Genomic DNA, 19,831 nt, shown 5'->3' with positions numbered 1-19,831 from the left:
CCCGAAGCCGGACGCCGGTTATCCACACGCGCGTTGGCACCCTGGACTCCCCCGCCCGCCACTGCTTGAGTGAGGTCGTGCGAACCACGGCCGGGGGGCCGTGACGGAGATCAGGGGGCATCGTGAGCACAGTCATTCCAGCGCGCATCGGCACCGGCTCGGCAGCATGTCCGGCGGGCGGTCGGTCTCCGCCGCGTCCCCCATCGCCGTCGCGGCGCACGCAGCACCACACCCAGCACAGCACAAGGAGACCCATGTCGACGAGAGCGACGACGATCGAACGACTCGCCCCGCGCGGACGCGCGACCCCGGCGGAGGAGGCCACGACCACGTGGCACGACCAGCGAGGGCGTCTGCACGACGCGCTACCGGAGGCGGCCCGACGGTCGTTCGTGGCGCACCCCGTCAACCACCGGCCCCGCGGTCGGGCCGCCGGCGGCCCGGCCGCCGCCGCCCGCTCACGGCCGGCCGCTCCGTCCGCGCAGAGCGCTGCCGACGAGGACGCCGAGCAGGCGAGGCTCGACCAGGACCCTGCGCTGCTGTGCGCCAATCTCGCCCTGTGCGTCGTCGAGATCCTGGCGGGCGCCCGGGCGCTCGACCAGATCGGCCGGTGGGTCACCGACTCCGTCTTCGTCCACCTGCTGCGGCGCACGGTGATCGCCGCGCGCTCGCGCGCCGTCTCCGCCCAGGAGGCCATGCGACCGAGGTTCTCCATCGGCACCCCGCTGCTCACCCATCCGGCCGAGGGGGTCGTCGAAGCCGTCGTGATGGTGCATCAGGCGTCGCGCTCGCGGGCCATCGCCCTCCGGCTCGAACGTCACCGTGCTCGCTGGCGGGCGACCGCGATCAGCGTCCTCTGACCCGCAAACGCCGTATGGCGGCCCCGGAGGGCCGCCATACGGTACTGCGAGACCTTTCGGGTCAGCGCTTCTTGGACTGCGCGCGACGCTCCGCGCGGTTGGCGGGCGCCTCGTCGGCGTCGGCCGGGACGGCCTGGCCGAACGCTCCGCGCTGGGTCGCCGCCTGCTGCGGCGCCGCGGCCTGCGGGGCGGCCTGCTGCTGCGCGCGCTGGGCCCGCGCGGTGGCGGCCTTCTCGATCTGTCCGCGCTGGTTGCGGACCTCGACGCCACCGCCCTCGCCGGGCGCGGAGTAGCTGAGGGCCTGCTCCCCCTCGCCGCGGGCGAGGCCCTTGGCGGCGACGGACGGCGACTCGACCTCGCCGGGAGCCTGGTTGACCTCGACCTCCAGGTTGAACAGGAAGCCGACGGTCTCCTCCCGGATGGCGCCCATCATCTGCTGGAACATGGCGTAGCCCTCGCGCTGGTATTCGACCAGCGGGTCGCGCTGTGCCATGGCGCGCAGGCCGATGCCGTCCTTGAGGTAGTCCATCTCGTAGAGGTGCTCGCGCCAGCGGCGGTCGATGACCGACAGGACGACGCGGCGCTCGAGCTCGCGCATGGCGGGCTCCCCGAGCGACTCCTCGCGACGCTGGTAGGCGATGCGGGCGTCCGAGAGGATCTCGCGGCGCATGAACTCGCGGTTGATCCGGCCCTTGTTGCCGGCCTCGGCGATGACCTCGTCGATGCTCACGCCGATCGGGTAGAGCGTCTTGAGCTCCGCCCACAGCGCGTCGAAGTCCCAGTCGTCTCCGTTGCCCTCGCCCGTGTGCTGGTCGAGGATGTCGTCGATCACGTCCGTGAGGAACTTCTGCACGCGCTCGTGCAGGTCGTCGCCCTCGAGGATCTGGCGGCGGTCGCCGTAGATGGCCTCGCGCTGGCGGTTGAGGACGTCGTCGTACTTCAGGACGTTCTTGCGGATCTCGGCGTTGCGCGCCTCGACCTGCGACTGGGCGCTGCGGATGGCGCGGCTCACGACCTTGGACTCGATCGCCATGTCGTCCGGCACGCTGGAGCGGCCCATCAGGCTCTCGGCCGCGCCGGCGTTGAACAGGCGCATCAGGTCGTCCGTCAGGGAGAGGTAGAACCGGCTCTCGCCCGGGTCGCCCTGGCGGCCGGAACGACCGCGGAGCTGGTTGTCGATACGGCGCGACTCGTGGCGCTCGGTGCCGAGCACGTACAGGCCGCCGGCGTCGATGACCTTGTCGGCCTCCTCCTGGACCTTCGCCTTGACGCTCGAGAAGACCTCGTCCCACTGCTCCTCGTACTCGTCCGGCGTCTCCACCGGCGAAAGCCCGCGCGCGTTCATCTCGGCGACCGCGATGAACTCCGCGTTGCCGCCCAGCATGATGTCCGTACCGCGGCCGGCCATGTTGGTCGCGACGGTGACGGCGCCGAGACGCCCGGCCTGGGCGACGATCGCGGCCTCGCGCGCGTGGTTCTTGGCGTTCAGGACCTCGTGGCGCACGCCCTTCTTGGCGAGTGCGCGCGAGAGGTACTCGCTCTTCTCGACGCTCGTCGTGCCGACGAGGACGGGCTGGCCCTTCTCGTGCCGCTCGGCGATGTCTTCGACGACCTGCTCGAACTTGGACTGCTCGTTCTTGTAGACGAGGTCGGGCTGGTCGATGCGCTGCATCGGCTTGTTCGTCGGGATCGGGACCACGCCGAGCTTGTAGGTGCTCATGAACTCGGCGGCCTCGGTCTCGGCCGTACCGGTCATGCCGGAGAGCTTCTTGTAGAGACGGAAGTAGTTCTGCAGCGTGACGGTGGCGAGGGTCTGGTTCTCGGCCTTGACCTCCACGCCCTCCTTCGCCTCGATCGCCTGGTGGATGCCCTCGTTGTAGCGGCGGCCGACCAGGATGCGGCCGGTGTGCTCGTCGACGATGAGCACCTCGCCGTTCATGACCACGTAGTCCTTGTCGCGCTTGAACAGCGCGTTGGCCTTGATGGCGTTGTTCAGGAACGAGATGAGAGGGGTGTTCGCCGACTCGTAGAGGTTGTCGATGCCGAGGTAGTCCTCGACCTTCTCGATGCCGGGCTCGAGGACGCCGATGGTGCGCTTCTTCTCGTCGACCTCGAAGTCCTCGCCCACCGTGAGGCGCTTGGCGAGGTTGGCGAACTCGACGAACCAGCGGTTCGCCTCGCCGGACGACGGTCCGGAGATGATGAGCGGGGTCCTGGCCTCGTCGATGAGGATCGAGTCGACCTCGTCGACGATCGCGAAGTAGTGGCCGCGCTGGACCATGTCCTGCGCCTGCCAGGCCATGTTGTCGCGCAGGTAGTCGAAGCCGAACTCGTTGTTCGTGCCGTAGGTGATGTCGGCCGCGTACTGCTCGCGGCGCTCCTCCGGGGTCTGACCGGAGAGGATGACGCCGGTGGTCATGCCGAGCGCGCGGAACACGCGGCCCATGAGCTCCGACTGGTAGCTGGCCAGGTAGTCGTTGACCGTGATGACGTGGACGCCGCGGCTGGCGATCGCGTTGAGGTACGCGGCGGTGGTCGCGACGAGGGTCTTGCCCTCACCGGTCTTCATCTCGGCGATGTTGCCGAGGTGGAGCGCGGCCCCACCCATGAGCTGCACGTCGAAGTGCCGCATGCCGAGGGTGCGCTTCGCCGCCTCGCGGACGGCGGCGAACGCCTCCGGGAGGAGGTCGTCGAGCGACTCGCCGTTGCTGTACCGCTCGCGGAGCTCCACCGTCTCGTGCATGAGCTCTTCGTCGGTGAGAGCCGAGAAGTCGTCCTCGAGGGCGTTGACCGCTTTCGCGTACGCCTCGAGCCGGCGGAGGGTGCGCCCCTCGCCGAGACGGAGAACCTTTTCCAGAACTGAGGCCACTGATGCACTCCACTTGTGTTCGGTCGGGCCGATCGTGCCCGCGTCCCTGTCGGACGCACGCCGAACGGCTGGCACCGCCGACGTTAGAGACATCGTACGGGATCAGCCGCCCGGTTCCTCCTGCGTCAGCTGAAAGGCAGCCGAATGGAGGGTGAATCCGTGGGATGTGAGCGCCGATGGCGGCCGCCGCCCGGGCGGACGCCATCGGCTCGCTGCCGTCAGCCGAGCTTGCGGCTGGCGGTCGCCACCTCCTGCAGCTCATCCGCGTCGTCGTCCAGCGCGATCACGCCGTAGTCCCAGCCCTTGCGTCGGTAGACGACGCTCGGCCGCTCGGTCTCCTGGTCGACGAACAGGTAGAAGTCGTGCCCGACGAGTTCCATGTAATAGAGGGCGTCGTCGACGGTCATCGGAAGCGACGCGAAGACCTTCTTGCGGATCACGACGGGCGAGTACTCCTCTTCGCCGGCCTCGTCGTTCGTCTCCTCGTCCTGCACCACCGGGACGCTTCCGGTCCTGACCTGGTCGAGCACCGCCACCGGCGCCGCCGCGAGCCCCACGGCGCTGAAGCCGTCCGTGCTCGCTTCGCGCAGCGAGGTCGGGCGATGCTGCCCGCGGTGCACCTTGCGGCGGTCCTTGGCCCGGCGCACGCGTTCGAGGAGCTTTCCCAGCGCGAGATCGAACGCCGCGTATTTGTCGGTGCCGGTCGCCTCCGACCGCACCACCGCCCCCGGTCCGACGAGCGTCAGCTCAACCCGGTCGTTCCCGTTCTGGCCACCGAGCTTCTCGTTGTGGCGGCTGACCTTGATCTCGAAGGAGATGGCCCGCTCTGCCAGATGCGCGACCTTGTCCGACTTCTCGGTCGCGTATTCACGGAAGCGATCAGTGATTCCCAGGTTGCGTCCGATGATGTTGATGTCCATGGAGACCTCCCTGATCCGACGCGGTGCCGCCCTGATCACGGTGGGCGACCCTCGCGCCTTTTCGACCACCGTAGTGCTCCCCCCTGGGTATGGGAACCGGAAAACGAATGTTATTCGCTGGGAGGCATCCGGAATCCTTCTGGGAGGTTCTGCGCACCCCGGCGTGGCGTCCGCGCGACCGCCGCCGCGCCCACGACGACCCCTCCGACGGCCTCGATGGCCCGCGCCGCCTCGGCGATTGTCGCCCCGGTCGTCACGATGTCGTCGACGATCAGGCAGCGACGACCGCGGAGCCGCCGGGACGCCTCCAGGCTGCCGTCGCGGTTCGCCGCGCGCCCCGCCGAGGAGAGCCCCGCCTGGTCCTGCGTCTGCCGGGTGAGGCGCAGCGCCCGCCAGAGCGGAGGCACGAGGATGCGGGCCCGGGCGAGCATCATCCTGGACGGATGGAACCCGCGTCTCCGGCGCGCGGCGGCGGTCGACGGGATCAGCACGGGCAGGAGCGCATCCGCCCGCCCGGCGAGCGGCGCCGGGCTCGCGCGCTGGGCCTCGACGATCGCCGCCCGGAGTGCGCGGCCGAGCGCAGGCGCGGCATCGACCCGCCCCGATTCCTTGAACGCGAGGAGGACCTTCCGCGGCACCCCGGAGTATTCGAGCGCCGCCCAGAGCGGCACGCCGCCGGCGGCCGCCGCCGTGACCCGCGGGGCGAGCGCGCGCCGGCAGGCGGAGCAGAGGCTCCGGTCGGGTTCGCCGCACCCGGCGCATCGCACCGGGAGCAGGACGGCGGCGGCGTCGCGGACGGATTCACGGATCAGGGTGAGTGAAGTCATGCGTCCAGCCTCGCGACGCCGGGCGGCCTCGGGGCGACGATCTCCGGATCTGTGGAGGACGCGCCCACAGCGACGCCCTGTGGAGGACCGGCTACGGCTGCCCGAGCTGGACGGCGACCGCTCCCACCTTGTCGGCCTGGGCCTGCCACCCGGTGCCCGTCGGCGCCTGGAGGCTCCCCTCCGACGTGAGGACGAGGTACCGGGCGAGGCCGTTGGCCCCGACGATCGTCCGGCCGCCGCCGGGTCCGGTCGTGACGGTCTGCTCACCGCCGATGGTCTGCTCGACGATGCTCGTGGCGTCGCCGTTCGTGGAGGTGAGCAGCACCGCGCTCAGCTCGCTCGTCCACGCGACCGAGAGCGGCGTGCCCGACCCGACCGCGAGCTCGACGGGCTGGGTGAGCGAGGTCGGGACTCCCCCCGAGCCCCGCACGATCCCGGACGCGACGAGCGAGTAGCCCGTGGAGGTCTGCAGCAGCGCGACGATCCGCGTGCCGTCGCGGGAGACCGCGATCGACTGGATCCCGACGGCCGTCGGCCAGTCGGTGGCGACCGCGTGGGCCTCCCCGTTCGACCCGGTCGCCTGCACGGCGGCCGGTGCGTCCCCGGGGACCGACAGGACCCAGCCGCTGTTGTCGATGGTCGGCGCGATCAGGCCGGGTCGGGCATCCACCCGCACCGTGTCCCCGGAGCGCCTGACGAGGTAGGCGCCGCCGGCGGACAGCACGGCGGCCTGATCGCGCGCGGCGTCCAACGCGACCGCCGTGGGCTGCAGCGCGACGACCCGGTCGCCGAGCCCGCTCAGCGAGGCGACGCTCGAGCCGGAGAGCAGCCCGAACGTGTCTCCGCGGTAGACGATGGGATGCGAGTCCACGGGCGGATCCTGCTGGGGAGCAGCTCCCGAGCTGAGCGGGGAGATCTGTTCCACGTTGCCCTCGATGGACAGCTGCACCGACTGGGCCAGGCTGCCCAGACTCTGCTCCAGTTGCAGCTGCATGCGCTGGAGCTGCACCGTGTCGGCGCGACCGGCCTCGGAGCTGAGATCGACCTGCGCGACACCGCCCGCCGTCGTCACCGACGGCACGGCGAGCTGGGTGCCGTCGGGGAACGCGCTGCTCACCGCTCCCGCGAGCCACTTCGCCGGGCCGGCGAGGACGGCGCTCGCCACCCGGGTCGCCGAGGTCGCGACGCGGGCGGGGAACCACCGGGCGTCGGGGACGAGGTAGCCGAAGTCCGGGCTGTAGAAGTACAGGGTCTGCTGCGTGTAGACCGCGCGGAAGGTCGGATCGTCGATGACGACGCCGTTGGGGGCGACGGCGATGCGCCACTCCCCGTCCTGCTTGACGAGCTCGTAGCGCAGACCGATCGGCGCCTTGGTCGTCGCCGGGTGGTAGGTGCCGACGGAGTCGACGCTCGCGACCGGGTCGACCTCGACGCTCCACTGGTCGCCGTCATGGTCGTAGGTGCGGTTGCGGCCGTCGTCGACCGTCACCGACTCGTCCGGGTTCCAGGTCGCCGCCATCGCGCTGGTGAGGTACTCGCGAGCGATCTGGAAATTGTTCTTCGGGCTGGAGGCGGCGTCGATGAAGCCCTGCACGATCCGCTGCGGGGAGGCGCCCTTCTCGGGTTTGGAGGGGTTGAAGTCGAGGTCGAGCGGGTCGTCCACCTGCGCGACGGTCCCGCCCGGGCGCACCGGCCCGGCGTCCGGGATGCTCGCGCACGCGGAGAGCACGAGGGCGACCGCGACGACGAGGGCCGCGGCGAGCGCGCGGATCGGGCGGCGGCTCATGCGCGGGCCTCGCTCTCGGTCGCGGGCAGGGCGGCGTCCCCGGTCGGCAGGCCGTCCGGCAGCTCCCCCGCGTCCGCCGGCGGCAGCGGCAGCGGCGAGGCGACGATCTCGCGGCCGGGGACGCGCGGCAGGGTCAACCGGAAGCAGGACCCCTGGCCGGGCATCGACCAGACCTGCAGCCACCCGGAGTGCAGGGTCGCGTCCTCCAGGGAGATGGCCAGCCCGAGGCCGGTCCCGCCGAGCGTCCGCTTGCGCGAGGGGTCGGCGCGCCAGAACCGGTCGAAGACGTGGTTGACGTCCTGGTGGCTCATCCCGATGCCGTAGTCGCGGACGGTGAGCGCGACGGCCGTCTCGTTGCTGTCGACGGTGACGACGACGGGCCGGCCTTCGCCGTGCTCGATCGCGTTCCCGATGAGGTTGCGCACGACCCGGCGGATGCGCCGCGGATCCATCCCGACGTCGAAGTAACCTCCGGGGGCGTCGAGGGTCAGCGGCGAGCCGTTCTGCTCGGAGAGCGCGCGGAGCTCGTCGATCACGTCTTCGGCGAGCCGGACGAGATTGGTGGGCTCGGGGTCGAGCACGACGGACCCCGCGTCGTAGCGGCTGATCTCCAGGAGGTCGGAGAGCAGCCGGTCGAACCGCTCCACCTGCGTGTGCAGCAGCTCGGCCGTGCGCTCCGTCGCGGGCGGGAAGGTCGCGCGCTGATCGTAGATGACGTCGCCCGCGAGCCGGATCGTGGTCAGCGGCGTCCTCAGCTCGTGGGAGACGTCGGAGACGAAGCGCTGCTGCAGCTGCGAGAGCGTCGCCAGCTGGTTGATCTGACTCTGCAGGCTGTCCGCCATCCCGTTGAAGGAGCGCGCGAGGGTGGCGAAGACGTCCTCCCCCCGCTCCGGGATGCGCACCGCGAGATCGCCGGCGGCGAGCCGCTCGCTCGTGCGTGCGGCGACGCGGATCGGTTCCACGACGAACCGCACGATGACCCAGGTGATCGCGCCGATCAGGACGATCAGGGCGAGCCCGGCGAGCAGGAGCGTGTTCTGGATGAAGAGGAGGGTGTTCTCCGAATCCCGCAGGTTGTAGCCGATGTAGAGCTCGTAGCGCCCGTACGACGGAAGGGTGAGCTGCGTGCCGACGACGATGCCCGGATCGGTCGCGCCCGAGGCTCCCGGCAGCGCGACGGACTGGTAGAACTGCTGGGTCCCGCCGCCCTGGACCTTCGCCCGGAGCGACTCCGAGATGACCGAGTTCAACGCCGGGCTCCCCCGGTCGGGAGGGGCGAGGACGCTGGTGTCCTGCCCCGGGACCCGGTAGGCCGCGACGAGGCGGCTCGAGGTCGACGTCTGCACCGACTGCAGCGCCGAGTTCAGGAGGTTGCGTCCGCCGTCCGCCGACGACACGTCCGACGCGTTCATCGTCGTCTGGGCGGCGGTCGTGGCGCGGCTGGAATCGCGCAGCGCCTGGTCGAGCCGCGACTGGTAGAGGTCGTTCGAGATGCTGAGGGCCATGTAGATCCCGGTTACCAGGATGGCCACGCCGGTCAGCGCCAGGGTGATCGCGACGGTGCGCAGCTGGAGCGACCGGCGCCATTGCCGGGAGAGGCGCGACGGCGCCTGCCGCCACCACTCCCTGTCCGGCCATCGGAACCGCATCGCGACCGGCTCCGCGCTACGTCGCCGCGCCGGCGCGGTAGCCGACGCCGCGCACGGTCATGACGATCTTCGGGTTGTCCGGGTCCTTCTCGACCTTGGCGCGCAACCGCTGCACGTGCACGTTCACGAGACGCGTGTCGGCCTTGTAGTGGTATCCCCAGACCTGTTCCAGCAGCATCTCGCGGGTGAACACCTGCTGCGGCTTGGAGGCCAGGGCCAGGAGGAGGTCGAACTCGAGCGGGGTGAGGGCGATGCGCTGCTCGCCGCGGCGCACCTCGTGCCCGGCGACGTCGACGACGAGGTCGCCGATCCGGAGCTGCTCGCTGGGCGGCGTGGTGGCGGCCGGGCGCAGACGGGTGCGGATGCGCGCCACCAGCTCCTTCGGGTTGAACGGCTTCACCATGTAGTCGTCCGCACCCGACTCGAGCCCCTTGACCACATCGGCCGTGTCGGACTTCGCCGTCAGCATGATGATCGGGGTCCCCGACTCGGCGCGGATCCTGCTGCACACCTCGATGCCGTCGAGACCGGGCAGCATGAGGTCGAGGAGCACGAGGTCGGGCTTGGCGGCGTGGAACGTCTCCACGGCCTGTGCGCCGTCCTCGCAGAACACCGGGTCGAACCCTTCCGTGCGCAGCACGATGCCGATCATCTCGGCGAGGGCGGTGTCGTCGTCGACCACCAGGATGCGACTAGTCATGTGCGAAGTTCCCTGAACCCCTCTCGGGCGGCCGGCGGCCGCGGATGCAACGGCACAACTGTAGTCGAGTCCCCTGGTCGAGCCGTGGAAGGCGTCCGCACGATCGCTGTGGAGAAGGAGCGAGCCTCCCGCCCCCTGTGGACGGGGCAGTGCGGCGGCGACGGATGTGCCAGCATGGGAGCAACGCACGACGGGCGGGGATGAGAGGGCACGGCGTGAGCGACGAGCAGATCGGTCAGACACCGCAGGCAGCCGGGGGGACGGCGCCGGAGGGCGGCACGCCTCCGGGCGCGCCGGAGGGGCAGCAGCAGCCGCGTTACGGCGAGTACGCGCCGGGATACGGTCAGCAGCCGGCCGGGCAGCAGCCTCCGGCGTACGGACAGCAGCCCGGCTATGGACAGCAGCCTCCGGCCTACGGACAGCAGCCCGGCTACGGACAGCAGCCCGGCTACGGACAGCAGCCCGGCTACGGCCAGCAGCCCCCCGCGTGGCAGCAGCAGCCCGGGTGGCAGCAGGCCGGCGGCCAGTACGGCCCATACGGTCAGCAGCCGGGCTGGGCGCCGCCGCCCAAGCCGGGACTGATCCCGTTGCGCCCGCTGTCGTTCGGGACACTGATCGGCGCCCCCTTCCAGGCGCTGCGCCGCAACCCCAAGATCACCGTCGGAGCGGCGCTGCTGCTGCAGGGCATCCCGACCATCCTGGTCTCCGTCGTCCTCGCCGGCGCCGTCTACTTCCTCCTCGAGCGCGTGGTCAACTCCGACGCGTCCGACCGGAACACCCTGCTCGCGGGCGCCATCGGCGGCACCGTCGTGCTCGGCCTGCTCTCGCTCGTCGTCTCCGCGATCTCCGGCGCCCTCCTGCAGGGCGTCGTCGTCGGAGAGGTGGCGCGCGAGACGCTCGGCGAGAAGCTGACGTTCCGGTCGCTCTGGCAGCTCGTGCGCGGCCGGATCGGTGCGCTGATCGGCTGGACCTTCCTCGTGTCGTTCGCCTGGTTCGTGGCGATCGCCCTCGTGGTCGCCGTCGTCTTCGCTCTGGCGGCCCTCGGTGGAGGGGCGGGCGTCGTCGGAGCCGTCGCCGTCGGCATCCTCGGCGGCTTCGGCCTGGTCGCCCTGGCGATCTGGATCAACACCAAGATCGCACTGGTGCCGAGCGCCATCGTTCTCGAGCGGCTCCGGATCGGCGAGGCCGTCGCCCGGTCCTGGCGGCTCACGAACGGCTACTTCTGGAAGTCGTTCGGCCTGATCGCCCTGATCGGAGTGATCATCTACATGGTCACCCAGATCGTGGCGACACCCTTCAGCCTCATCGGCGGCATGCTGGGCGGCATCTTCGCCCCCACCTCGCTGAGCACCGACGACGCGTCCTCCTTCACCCAGGTCATCGTCGGCCAGCTCGGCGTCAGCGCGCTGGCGAGCGTCGTCGGCGCCGTCGTCGGAGCGATCGGGAGCGTCGTGGAGACCGCCGCGGTCTCCCTGCTCTACCTCGACCTGCGGATGCGGAAGGAAGGGCTCGACCTGCAGCTCGTCCGATTCGTGGAAGCGCGCCAAGCGGGTCAAGAACTCCCCGACCCGTACGTGGTGCCCGCACCCGCGGCGCCCGCCGCGGCCCCGACGACGCCACCCTGGCCGGGTAGCTGAGGCCCGTGCGCTTCGACATCCCCGTCGATCCGTCCTCCCCGCAGGCCCAGGAGTGGATCAGGGAGGAGCTGGCCAGGCCCGAGTACCAGGCCGCCAAGCCGACCTGGTTCGACCTCGCCTCGAAGGCGGTCTCCGACTGGATCAACTCGCTCCTGCAGGGCCCGACCGGTGACGCGGGACCCGTCCTGCTCCTGGTGGTCGTCCTGGTGATCGCGGCTCTGATCGTCGCCGCCTTCGTCATCTTCGGCCGACCGCGCATCAACCGGCGCTCCTCCCTCGACCGGCGACCGCTCTTCGGCGCAGACGACGTGCGCTCCGCGCACGAGCTGCGGCAGTCGGCGCAGGAGGCCGCCTCGGGCGGGGACTGGGTGCTCGCGATCGAGGAGCAGTTCCGGGCGATCGCGGTCGGTCTGGATGAGCGCACCCTCGTCGCGGTGACGCCGGGGACCACGGCGACCCACTTCGCCGCGACGGCCGCCGCCGTCCTCCCGGCGGAACGGGAGCAGCTGACGGAGGCCGCGCGGTCGTTCGACGCCGTGCGCTACCTCGACCGGCCCGGCACGGCCGCGGCCTATCAGCAGCTCGTCGCTCTCGACCAGCGGTTGCAGCAGGCCCGCCCCGCGCTGCCGGTGGCGGTGTCATGACGACGACCCGTACGCCCGACCGCCCGACGGAGACCTCCGCTCCCGTCGAGGCCACCTCCGTCTCGCCCACGGTGCGGCAGACGGGCAGGCGAGCGCTGCCGTGGGTCGTGCTGGGCGCGATCGCGGTGGTCGTCGCGCTGGCGGGCATCCTCCTCACGGGCGGCCGTTCGCACTCCGGCGCCCCGCTCGATCCGGGCAGTGCGGCGCCCACCGGCGGCAAGGCGCTCGCCCAGGTGCTCGGCGCGCGAGGAGTCGACGTCCGGAGCGCCACCTCCCTGGAACAGGTCCGCACGGACACCGCCGGCGGGGACGCGACGGTCCTCGTCTTCGACGACGCCGGCAACCTCGAGGCGTCCGCCTACCGCGAGCTCGCGCAGCTCGCAAAGACCATTGTCATCGTGGAGCCCTCGTTCCAGACCCTCCGCGAAGTGGCGCCGGGTGCACGGGCGAGCGGCGAGCCGACCGGACCGGCGGACGCCGGATGCGGAGTGGCCGCCGCGCAGCGCGCCGAGCGGATCGACCCCCGCGCCACCGCCAACACCGCCGGGTCGACGGTGCCGGGAACGTTCCGGCTCCAGGACGACGGCGCCGCGTGCTTCGCCGACGCGTCCGGTGCGGCCTCCCTCGTGCGCACGACCTTCACGGGGACCACCGTCTACCTCGTCGGCTCGGCCCCGCTGCTGATGAACGACGGGGTGGATCGCGAGGGCAACGCCGCCCTCGGCCTCACCCTCCTCGGCCAGCACCGCACGCTGGTCTGGTATCTGCCCGGTCTGGACGACCGCCCGGTGACGGGGCCGCCCGACATCGCCGCGCTCACCCCGGGCTGGGTGACGCCCGTGCTGCTCCTGCTCGTCCTGGTCTTCGTCGCCGCGGCCGTCTGGCGCGGCCGGAGGTTCGGACCGCTCGTCGTCGAGAACCTCCCCGTCGTCGTCCGCGCCGGCGAGACGCGGGAGGGGCGGGCCCGGCTCTACCAGCGGTCCTCCGCGCGCCTGCGCGCCGCCGATTCCCTCCGCATCGGCACCGTCGGCCGGCTCGCCGCCGTCGCCGGCCTCCCCCGGACCGCGACCACCACCGAGGTCGCCGACGCGATCGCGGCCCTCGTCGGCCGGGACCGCCAGCAGATCCGCGGGCTGCTGGTCGACGACATCCCCCGCACCGACGGCGACCTCGTCGCCCTCTCCGACCACCTCGCGGAGCTCGAACGAGCCGCCGCTGCCGCCGTCTCCCCCGCCGATGCGGGCCCGACCGGAAGAATGGAGCCATGACCGACGTCACGACCGGAGCCCCCGCACATCCCGCACCCGCGGACGCCGCCGCCCTGCGCCAGACGCTCGCCCGCGTGCGCGCCGAGGTCGGCAAGGCCGTCGTCGGACAGGACGGAGCCGTCACCGGGCTGATCATCGCGCTGCTCGCCCGCGGGCACGTCCTGCTGGAGGGTGTGCCCGGTGTCGCCAAGACCCTTCTGGTGCGCTCGCTCAGCCAGGCTCTCAGCCTCGACACCAAGCGCGTGCAGTTCACCCCCGACCTCATGCCGGGCGACGTGACCGGTTCGCTGGTCTACGACGCGCAGACCGGCGGGTTCGTCTTCCGCGAAGGACCGGTCTTCACGAACATCCTGCTGGCGGACGAGATCAACCGCACCCCTCCCAAGACGCAGTCCGCGCTGCTGGAGGCGATGGAGGAGCGTCAGGTGAGCGTCGACGGCGTGAGCCGCCGCCTGCCCGACCCGTTCATCGTCGCAGCGACCCAGAACCCGATCGAGTACGAGGGCACCTACACGCTGCCCGAGGCCCAGCTGGACCGTTTCCTGCTCAAGCTCACGCTCGACGTGCCCGAGCGCGAGACCGAAGTGGAGGTGCTGCGACGTCACGCCGCGGGCTTCAACCCGCGCGATCTCGTCGCCGCGGGCGTCACCCCGGTCCTGACGGCCGCCGAACTGCAGGCCGCGCGCGAATCGGCGGCTGCCGTCGGGGCGAACCCCGATGTGCTCGGCTACATCGTGGACCTCGCCCGCGCCACCCGCCGGAGTCCGTCGGTCCGCCTGGGCGTGAGCCCGCGCGGCACCACCGCGCTCCTCGCCGCGGCCAAGGCCTGGGCGTGGCTGTCCGGCTACGAGTCGATCACGCCCGACCACGTGCAGGCGATGCTCGTCCCGGTCTGGCGGCACCGCATCCAGCTGCGGCCGGAGGCGGAGCTCGAGGGAGTGGGCGCCGACGCGATCCTGCGCTCGATCGTCCAGCAGGTCCAGGTTCCGATCTAGGCCCGCCATGACCGTATCCGGACGCTTCGTCGCCCTGCTCGCGCTCGGCGTCGTCCCCGTCGTGCTGCTGGGCGGGGAGGCCCCGCTCGCCTATGCCGCCCTCGGCGGCTGGGTCGCGCTCTGCCTCGTGCTGGGCGTCGTCGACCTCGCCGTCGCCGCCTCGCCGCGCCGGGTCGTCCTCGAACGCTCCCTGCCGGATCGCGTGCGCCTCGGCGCCGAGACGGTGTCCGAGCTGCTCGTGACCAACACCGGCCGGCGCACCATCCGCGGCACGCTGCGCGACGCCTGGGAGCCTTCGGCGGGTGCCTCGACGTCCCGCCAGGCCCTCCACCTCCCCCCGGGCGAGCGCCGGCGCCTCACGGTCGCGCTGCGGCCGTGGCGGCGCGGAGAGCGCCGGGTGACCCAGGTCACCGTGCGGGCCTGGGGCCCCCTGCATCTCTGGGCCCGGCAGGCCACGCTCGCCGCACCCGGCCGCATCCGCGTGCTCCCGCCGTTCTCGTCCCGCAAGCATCTGCCTTCCCGGCTGGCGCGGCTGCGTGAGCTCGACGGCACCACGAGCGTGCTCCTGCGCGGACAGGGCACCGAGTTCGACTCACTCCGCGAGTACGTGCGCGGGGACGACGTCCGCTCCATCGACTGGCGCGCGACGGCCCGGCGGCACGACCCGACCGGCGGCAGCGGAGCGCGCGTCATGGTGCGCACCTGGCGCCCCGAGCGCGACCGCCGCGTGGTCGTCGTGGTCGACACGGCCCGCACCTCCGCCGCCCGGATCGCCGACGAGCCGCGGATCGACACGGCGTTCGAGGCATCCCTCCTGCTCGCCGCCCTCGCCACGCGCGCGGGCGATCGCGTCGACTTCCTCGCCTACGACCGCGTGGTGCGGGGACGGGTGCACGGGGCGAACGGCCCCGAGCTGCTCTCGCGGATGGTCGACGTCATGGCCACCATCGACCCGGCGCTCATCGAGATGGACTGGTCCGCGGTGCCCGGGCAGGTGGCCGCGATGACGAGCCAGCGCTCGCTCGTCGTGCTCGTGACCTCGCTCGACGCCCCCGGCGGATCCCGCGGACTGCTGGCGGTGCTGCCCCAGCTGACCCGCAAGCACATCGTCGTCGTGGCGAGCGTCACCGATCCGGACACCTTGCTGGCCACCCGGGAGCGCGCCGACCGCACGGACGTGTACCGCGCTGCAGCGGCCGAGCGCTCGCTGCTCGACATCAGCCGGGTGACGGCGGCCGTCCAGCGGCTCGGGGGCGACGTCGTGACGGGCTCGCCCGAGGACCTGCCTCCGGCGCTCTCCGACCGCTACCTGGCGCTCAAGGCGGCCGGACGGCTGTAGACGCCGGTCAGCCCGCGACGATGCGGCGCGCTCCCGCGTCGAACTCGCCGAGGTCCCCCGTCTCGCCCAGGCGCACGGCTCGGCGCCCGACGACGATCATGTAGAAGAGGAAGGCGGCGAGCGCGAGTGCACCGATCGCGATCTTCGCCCACACCGGCAGCGACGAGGGCGTCACGAAACCCTCGATCAGGCCGGAGACGAACAGGCTGATCGCGCAGCCCACGGCGACCGTGAACAGGGCGCGACCGTCTTCAGCGAGCGCCTGCGCCCGGGTCCGGGCACCGGGGGCGATCCACGCCCAGAAGATGCGGAGGCCGGCCGCTGCGGCGACGAAGACGCTCGTGAGCTCCAGGAGACCGTGCGGGAGGATGTAGGAGAACATCACGTCCCCGCGGCCGTAGGCGAACATGACGCCCGCAGCCGTCCCGACGCCGACCGCGTTCTGGACGATGACGTACGGAACCCAGAGGCCCGTGATCCCGAAGGCGATGCACTGGGCGGCGATCCAGGCGTTGTTCGTCCACACCTGGCCCGCGAAAGACGACGCGGGGTTGTTCGAGTAGTAGTCGATGAAGGTGTGGTCGACGTACTGGCGCAGGTTCGCATCGCTGCCGAGGTTGCGCAGCACGTCCGGGTTGCCGGTGATCCACAGCGCGTACAGCGTCCCGATGACGATGGTGACGGCGGCGACGGCGACGGCGATCCAGCGGATGCGGTAGAGCGCTGCGGGCAGTTCGAGGGCGAAGAAGCGCGGGATCTGCGAGAACAGGTTGGCGCTCGCGCCGGTGAAGCGCAGCCGCGCGGTGCTGAGGGTCAGCGAGAGCCGATCGCCCACGGCGGTCGAGCCCGCACTCGTCTGGATGGCCGACAGATCGGCCGCGCCGGACTGGTACAGATCGATGAGCTCATCCGCGTCGTGGCCGTCCAGGCGCCCCTTCTTCGCCAGCTGGGCCAGCCGGTCCCAGTCGGCGCTGCGCGCTGCGGTGTATGCGTCGAGATCCATCTGCTTGAATGATAGCCATGACGGCAGCGGCGGACGCGTTCCCGGGGCCGGTCGAGCGCGAACTGGTGACCGGCGAGGCCGTCACCCTCGACGTCAAGCCGGCCAGCTACATCCTGCGTGCCGCCGGCACGTTCATCGACTGGGTCGTCTACGTGCTCGTCATGCTGGGCTGCGTGCTGCTGCTCGTCGCGACCGGCGGCGGCCTGGACGCCGCGCTGGTGCAGGCCCTGGTCGTCCTGATCCTGGTCCTCGGGACCGTCGTGCTGCCGCTGACCGTCGAGCTCGCCTCGCGCGGCCGCTCGCTCGGCAAGCTGGCCGTCGGAGCGCGCATCGTGCGCGACGACGGCGGCGCGATCGGGTTCCGTCACGCGTTCATCCGGGCCTTGACCGGCGTCCTGGAGATCTTCCTGACCGTCGGCGGCATCGCGGCCCTGGTCGGCCTGCTCAACGCGCGGTCCAAGCGGCTGGGCGATCTGCTCGCCGGGACGTACAGCCAGCTCGTGCGCGTCCCCGCACCGCGACCCCTCGACCTCTACCTCTCGCCCGCACTCGCCGGCTGGGCGACGACGGCCGACGTGGGCCGCCTCCCCGACCGGCTCTCACGTCGGATCGCACAGTTCGTGCGCCAGGCGCCGCAGCTCACGCCGGCCGCCCGCTACGGCCTGAGCACCGAGCTCGCCCGGGAGACGTCGGCGTTCGTGTCGCCCCTTCCGGATGTGGACGCGGAGACGTTCCTCGTCGGGGTGGCGCTGCTGCGCCGTCAGCGCGATGCACGGGGGCTCGCCCTCGAGCAGGAGCGCCTGGACCGTCTCTCTCCCGTCCTGGAGGGACTCCCGCACGCCTTCCCCGACCGCTAGGAGCACCGTGACCGAGACCGCACCCGCCGAGTACCGCGCGCACTTCGACGCGACCGTCTCCTTCGCCAACGGGGGCGGACTCCGTGCGGAGGGGTTCCGGCTCGACCTGCCCTCGGCCGAGCTCACCGAGGACGACGTCGCGCGGCTGTTCGTCCAGCACCTCGGGCTGGCGCTGGTGAGCAGCGTCCAGCTGACCGGCCTGAGCATCGTCGCGGAGCAGCACCGCGGGAGTCGCGGCATCGAGACGCCGGCCGCTCCCGCCGCCCGCAGAGTCGTCGATCTCAGCCACCCCATCCGCGCCGGGCTGGTCACCTATCCCGGACTCCCGGCGCCGGTGATCACGCCGCACCTCACCCGCGAGGACTCCCGCGCGCGATACGCGCCCGGGACGGAGTTCGCCATGGATGTGATCACCATGATCGGGAACACCGGCACCTACCTGGACAGCCCCTACCACCGCTACGCGGACGGCGGCGATCTGGCGTCGCTCGATCTCTCGACGCTCGTCGGCCTCCGGGCCGAGGTCGTGCACGTCGACGACGCGACCGACCGCGGCGTTCCCGCCGAAGTCTTCTTCGACCGCGACGTCGCGGGAGCGGCCGTCCTGGTGCACACCGGGTGGGATGCGCACTTCGGCACGCCCGCGTACGCGAGCGGCGCTCCGTACCTGACCGAGGAGGCAGCGGCCTACCTCGCCGAGCAGGGCGCCGCGCTGGTCGGCATCGATTCGCTCAACATCGACGACACCGAGAGCGGGGGCTCCCGCCCGGTCCACTCGCTGCTCCTCGCCGAGGGGGTGCACGTGGTCGAGCACCTCACCCGCCTCGGCGAGCTCCCGGCACGCGGCGCGCGTTTCACCGCCGCGCCGCCCGCCGTCGAGGGGTTCGGGACGTTCCCCGTCCGCGCGTTCGCGGAGGTCTGACCGCCTCAGTCGTGCAGGATGCGCTGGAAGAGCACGTGGTCCTGCCAGCGTCCGGCGATCTGCAGGTAGTCGGGCGCGACGCCGATGCGCTCGAATCCGGCGCGCGTCAGCACGGACTGCGACGCGTGGTTGGCGAGCAGTGTCGCCGCCTGCACCCGGTGCAGGCCGAACCCGCGGGCGGCGTCCAGCACGGCGGTGAGCGCCGTCGAGGCGAGCCCCTTGCCCGTGTGCGCCCGGTCGAGCCAGTAGCCCACCATGGCGCTCTGGAAGGCGCCGCGGACGATGTTGCTGAGGTCGATGCCCCCGGCGATCTCGTCGCCGTCCACGAGGACGAGCGGGAGGCCGGAGTCGAGGTCCCGCAGGGCGAGCAGCTCACGCGTTCGGGCGAGCTGCCCCTCCTCCGTGAAGAACTCCTCGGTGCGGGTCGGATCCCACGGCGCCAGGTGGCCGCGGTTGCGGACGTATGCGGCCGCGAGGGCCGCGGCGTCCTGCTCCGTGCGCACGCGCAGGGTCAGGCCGCCGGGCAGCTCGCGGTCGGTGAATTCGAGTGTCATCAGTAGCGGTAGTGGTCGACCTTGTAGGGGCCGTCCACCGGCACGCCGATGTAGGCGGCCTGCTCCTCGGTCAGGACGGTCAGCTCGACGCCCAGCGCGTCGAGGTGGAGGCGCGCCACCTTCTCGTCGAGGTGCTTCGGCAGCACGTAGACGCCGACGGGGTAGTTCTCGCTCGAGACGAACAGCTCCAGCTGGGCGAGCACCTGGTTGGCGAAGGAGTTGCTCATGACGAAGCTCGGGTGGCCGGTGGCGTTGCCCAGGTTCATCAGTCGGCCCTCGGACAGCACCAGGATGCTGCGGCCGGTCGGCAGGCGCCACTCGTGCACCTGCGGCTTGATCTCGATCTTCTCCGCGCCCGGCAGCGCCTCGAGCGACGCCATGTCGATCTCGTTGTCGAAGTGCCCGACGTTCGCCACGACCGCGAGGTGCTTGAGGCCCAGCAGGTGGTCGAGGGTGACGACGTTCAGGTTGCCCGTACCGGTGACGAGGATGTCGACCTGGTCGATCACCGACTCCAGTCGTGCGACCTGGAACCCGTCCATGGCCGCCTGCAGCGCGTTGATCGGGTCGACCTCGCTGACGATCACGCGCGCGCCCTGGCCGCGGAGCGCCTCGGCGGCGCCCTTGCCCACGTCGCCGTAGCCGGCGACGAAGGCGACCTTGCCGCCCATCAGCACGTCGGTGGCGCGGTTGAGGCCGTCCGGGAGGGAGTGGCGGATGCCGTACTTGTTGTCGAACTTGCTCTTGGTGACCGAGTCGTTCACGTTGATCGCCGGGAAGAGCAGGTCGCCGGTCTTGGCGAGCTCGTAGAGGCGGTGGACGCCGGTGGTGGTCTCCTCCGTGACGCCGATGATGCCCTCGGCGACGCGGGTCCAGCGGTCCGGCGACGCGGCCAGCGACTCGCGCAGGACGGACAGGATGACGCGGTACTCGTGGCTGTCGCCCTCGGACTCGGCCGTGACGGCGCCGGCCGCCTCGAACTCGCGGCCCTTGTGGACGAG

General features: G+C 71.7%; 17 protein-coding genes. 8 read left to right on the top strand and 9 right to left on the bottom strand.

From position 1 onward, the window contains the following. Positions 1-254: 254 nt before the first annotated feature. Positions 255-860, top strand: coding sequence for an Rv3235 family protein (locus BGO91_RS15025; protein WP_290473541.1), 606 nt, complete (start codon positions 255-257; stop codon positions 858-860). Positions 861-921: 61 nt separating this feature from the next. On the opposite strand, the gene secA is transcribed toward BGO91_RS15025, so the two are convergent. The 6 genes from secA to mtrA form a co-directional block, all read right to left on the bottom strand. After that, positions 922-3,729, bottom strand: a complete 2,808-nt coding sequence (gene secA, locus BGO91_RS15020; RefSeq protein WP_290473540.1) for a preprotein translocase subunit SecA — start codon at positions 3,727-3,729, stop codon at positions 922-924. Positions 3,730-3,947: 218 nt separating this feature from the next. Further along, positions 3,948-4,649, bottom strand: a complete 702-nt coding sequence (gene raiA, locus BGO91_RS15015) for a ribosome-associated translation inhibitor RaiA (RefSeq protein WP_290473539.1) — start codon at positions 4,647-4,649, stop codon at positions 3,948-3,950. Positions 4,650-4,759: 110 nt separating this feature from the next. After that, on the bottom strand, positions 4,760-5,476 hold the full coding sequence (locus BGO91_RS15010; RefSeq protein WP_290473538.1) for a ComF family protein: 717 nt from the start codon (positions 5,474-5,476) through the stop codon (positions 4,760-4,762). A gap of 91 nt (positions 5,477-5,567) precedes the next feature. Then, the gene (locus tag BGO91_RS15005; protein ID WP_290473537.1) at positions 5,568-7,262 is read right to left on the bottom strand and encodes a GerMN domain-containing protein; all 1,695 of its coding nucleotides are present in this window, start codon (positions 7,260-7,262) and stop codon (positions 5,568-5,570) included. Further along, positions 7,259-8,911 carry an MtrAB system histidine kinase MtrB gene (mtrB, locus tag BGO91_RS15000; RefSeq protein ID WP_290473536.1) on the bottom strand — a complete coding sequence of 551 codons (1,653 nt, stop codon included), beginning with the start codon at positions 8,909-8,911 and terminating at the stop codon, positions 7,259-7,261. The genes BGO91_RS15005 and mtrB overlap by 4 nt, the downstream gene beginning before the upstream one ends. A gap of 16 nt (positions 8,912-8,927) precedes the next feature. Then, complete coding sequence (gene mtrA, locus BGO91_RS14995; protein ID WP_290473535.1) at positions 8,928-9,611, bottom strand: MtrAB system response regulator MtrA; 684 nt, start codon at positions 9,609-9,611, stop codon at positions 8,928-8,930. 215 nt (positions 9,612-9,826) lie between these two features. Between mtrA and BGO91_RS14990 the strand changes: the two genes are divergently transcribed. Genes BGO91_RS14990 through BGO91_RS14970 form a run of 5 tightly spaced genes read left to right on the top strand, consistent with a single transcriptional unit; the run spans position 9,827 to position 15,494 of the window. Next, a complete protein-coding gene (locus tag BGO91_RS14990) occupies positions 9,827-11,248 on the top strand; it encodes a hypothetical protein (RefSeq protein ID WP_290473534.1) in 1,422 nt (473 codons plus the stop codon). Between the two features lie 5 nt (positions 11,249-11,253). Beyond that, entirely contained in the window at positions 11,254-11,892 is a 639-nt protein-coding gene (locus BGO91_RS14985; protein ID WP_290473533.1) for a DUF4129 domain-containing protein, read from the top strand. Next, a complete protein-coding gene (locus BGO91_RS14980; protein ID WP_290473532.1) occupies positions 11,889-13,160 on the top strand; it encodes a DUF4350 domain-containing protein in 1,272 nt (423 codons plus the stop codon). The genes BGO91_RS14985 and BGO91_RS14980 overlap by 4 nt, the downstream gene beginning before the upstream one ends. Further along, complete coding sequence (locus BGO91_RS14975; protein WP_290473531.1) at positions 13,157-14,155, top strand: MoxR family ATPase; 999 nt, start codon at positions 13,157-13,159, stop codon at positions 14,153-14,155. The genes BGO91_RS14980 and BGO91_RS14975 overlap by 4 nt, the downstream gene beginning before the upstream one ends. Before the next feature lie 7 nt (positions 14,156-14,162). Next, a complete protein-coding gene (locus BGO91_RS14970; protein ID WP_290473530.1) occupies positions 14,163-15,494 on the top strand; it encodes a DUF58 domain-containing protein in 1,332 nt (443 codons plus the stop codon). 7 nt (positions 15,495-15,501) lie between these two features. On the opposite strand, the gene BGO91_RS14965 is transcribed toward BGO91_RS14970, so the two are convergent. Next, positions 15,502-16,497 carry a stage II sporulation protein M gene (locus tag BGO91_RS14965; RefSeq protein WP_290473529.1) on the bottom strand — a complete coding sequence of 332 codons (996 nt, stop codon included), beginning with the start codon at positions 16,495-16,497 and terminating at the stop codon, positions 15,502-15,504. A gap of 17 nt (positions 16,498-16,514) precedes the next feature. Between BGO91_RS14965 and BGO91_RS14960 the strand changes: the two genes are divergently transcribed. Then, positions 16,515-17,354 carry an RDD family protein gene (locus BGO91_RS14960; RefSeq protein ID WP_290473528.1) on the top strand — a complete coding sequence of 280 codons (840 nt, stop codon included), beginning with the start codon at positions 16,515-16,517 and terminating at the stop codon, positions 17,352-17,354. A gap of 7 nt (positions 17,355-17,361) precedes the next feature. Beyond that, positions 17,362-18,276: a cyclase family protein gene (locus BGO91_RS14955; protein WP_290473527.1), complete on the top strand. Its 915-nt coding sequence runs from the start codon at positions 17,362-17,364 to the stop codon at positions 18,274-18,276. Positions 18,277-18,281: 5 nt separating this feature from the next. Here BGO91_RS14955 and BGO91_RS14950 read toward each other — a convergent pair whose 3' ends face one another. Together BGO91_RS14950 and BGO91_RS14945 are read right to left on the bottom strand one after the other, a co-directional pair. Continuing rightward, complete coding sequence (locus tag BGO91_RS14950) at positions 18,282-18,830, bottom strand: GNAT family N-acetyltransferase (RefSeq protein ID WP_290473526.1); 549 nt, start codon at positions 18,828-18,830, stop codon at positions 18,282-18,284. Further along, positions 18,830-19,831 (bottom strand): adenosylhomocysteinase (locus tag BGO91_RS14945; RefSeq protein ID WP_290473525.1); only part of this gene is annotated, 1,002 nt, incomplete at its 5' end. The genes BGO91_RS14950 and BGO91_RS14945, both read right to left, overlap by 1 nt.

This window comes from Leifsonia sp. 71-9, from assembly GCF_001898805.1.
GTDB lineage: Bacteria > Actinomycetota > Actinomycetes > Actinomycetales > Microbacteriaceae > Leifsonia.
The sequence above is the reverse complement of the archived record's forward strand: the minus strand, read 5'-3'. Positions and strand labels throughout refer to the sequence as shown.

What these genes read in the sequence shown, in the direction of transcription:
- mtrB (WP_290473536.1), bottom strand. Translation starts at nt 8,911, where the DNA reads ATGCGGTTCCGATGGCCGGACAGGGAGTGGTGGCGGCAGGCGCCGTCG.
- BGO91_RS14960 (WP_290473528.1), top strand. Translation starts at nt 16,515, where the DNA reads ATGACGGCAGCGGCGGACGCGTTCCCGGGGCCGGTCGAGCGCGAACTG.
- BGO91_RS15025 (WP_290473541.1), top strand. Translation starts at nt 255, where the DNA reads ATGTCGACGAGAGCGACGACGATCGAACGACTCGCCCCGCGCGGACGC.
- BGO91_RS14950 (WP_290473526.1), bottom strand. Translation starts at nt 18,830, where the DNA reads ATGACACTCGAATTCACCGACCGCGAGCTGCCCGGCGGCCTGACCCTG.
- BGO91_RS14975 (WP_290473531.1), top strand. Translation starts at nt 13,157, where the DNA reads ATGACCGACGTCACGACCGGAGCCCCCGCACATCCCGCACCCGCGGAC.
- BGO91_RS14970 (WP_290473530.1), top strand. Translation starts at nt 14,163, where the DNA reads ATGACCGTATCCGGACGCTTCGTCGCCCTGCTCGCGCTCGGCGTCGTC.
- BGO91_RS15010 (WP_290473538.1), bottom strand. Translation starts at nt 5,476, where the DNA reads ATGACTTCACTCACCCTGATCCGTGAATCCGTCCGCGACGCCGCCGCC.
- BGO91_RS14965 (WP_290473529.1), bottom strand. Translation starts at nt 16,497, where the DNA reads ATGGATCTCGACGCATACACCGCAGCGCGCAGCGCCGACTGGGACCGG.
- mtrA (WP_290473535.1), bottom strand. Translation starts at nt 9,611, where the DNA reads ATGACTAGTCGCATCCTGGTGGTCGACGACGACACCGCCCTCGCCGAG.
- BGO91_RS15005 (WP_290473537.1), bottom strand. Translation starts at nt 7,262, where the DNA reads ATGAGCCGCCGCCCGATCCGCGCGCTCGCCGCGGCCCTCGTCGTCGCG.
- raiA (WP_290473539.1), bottom strand. Translation starts at nt 4,649, where the DNA reads ATGGACATCAACATCATCGGACGCAACCTGGGAATCACTGATCGCTTC.
- BGO91_RS14980 (WP_290473532.1), top strand. Translation starts at nt 11,889, where the DNA reads ATGACGACGACCCGTACGCCCGACCGCCCGACGGAGACCTCCGCTCCC.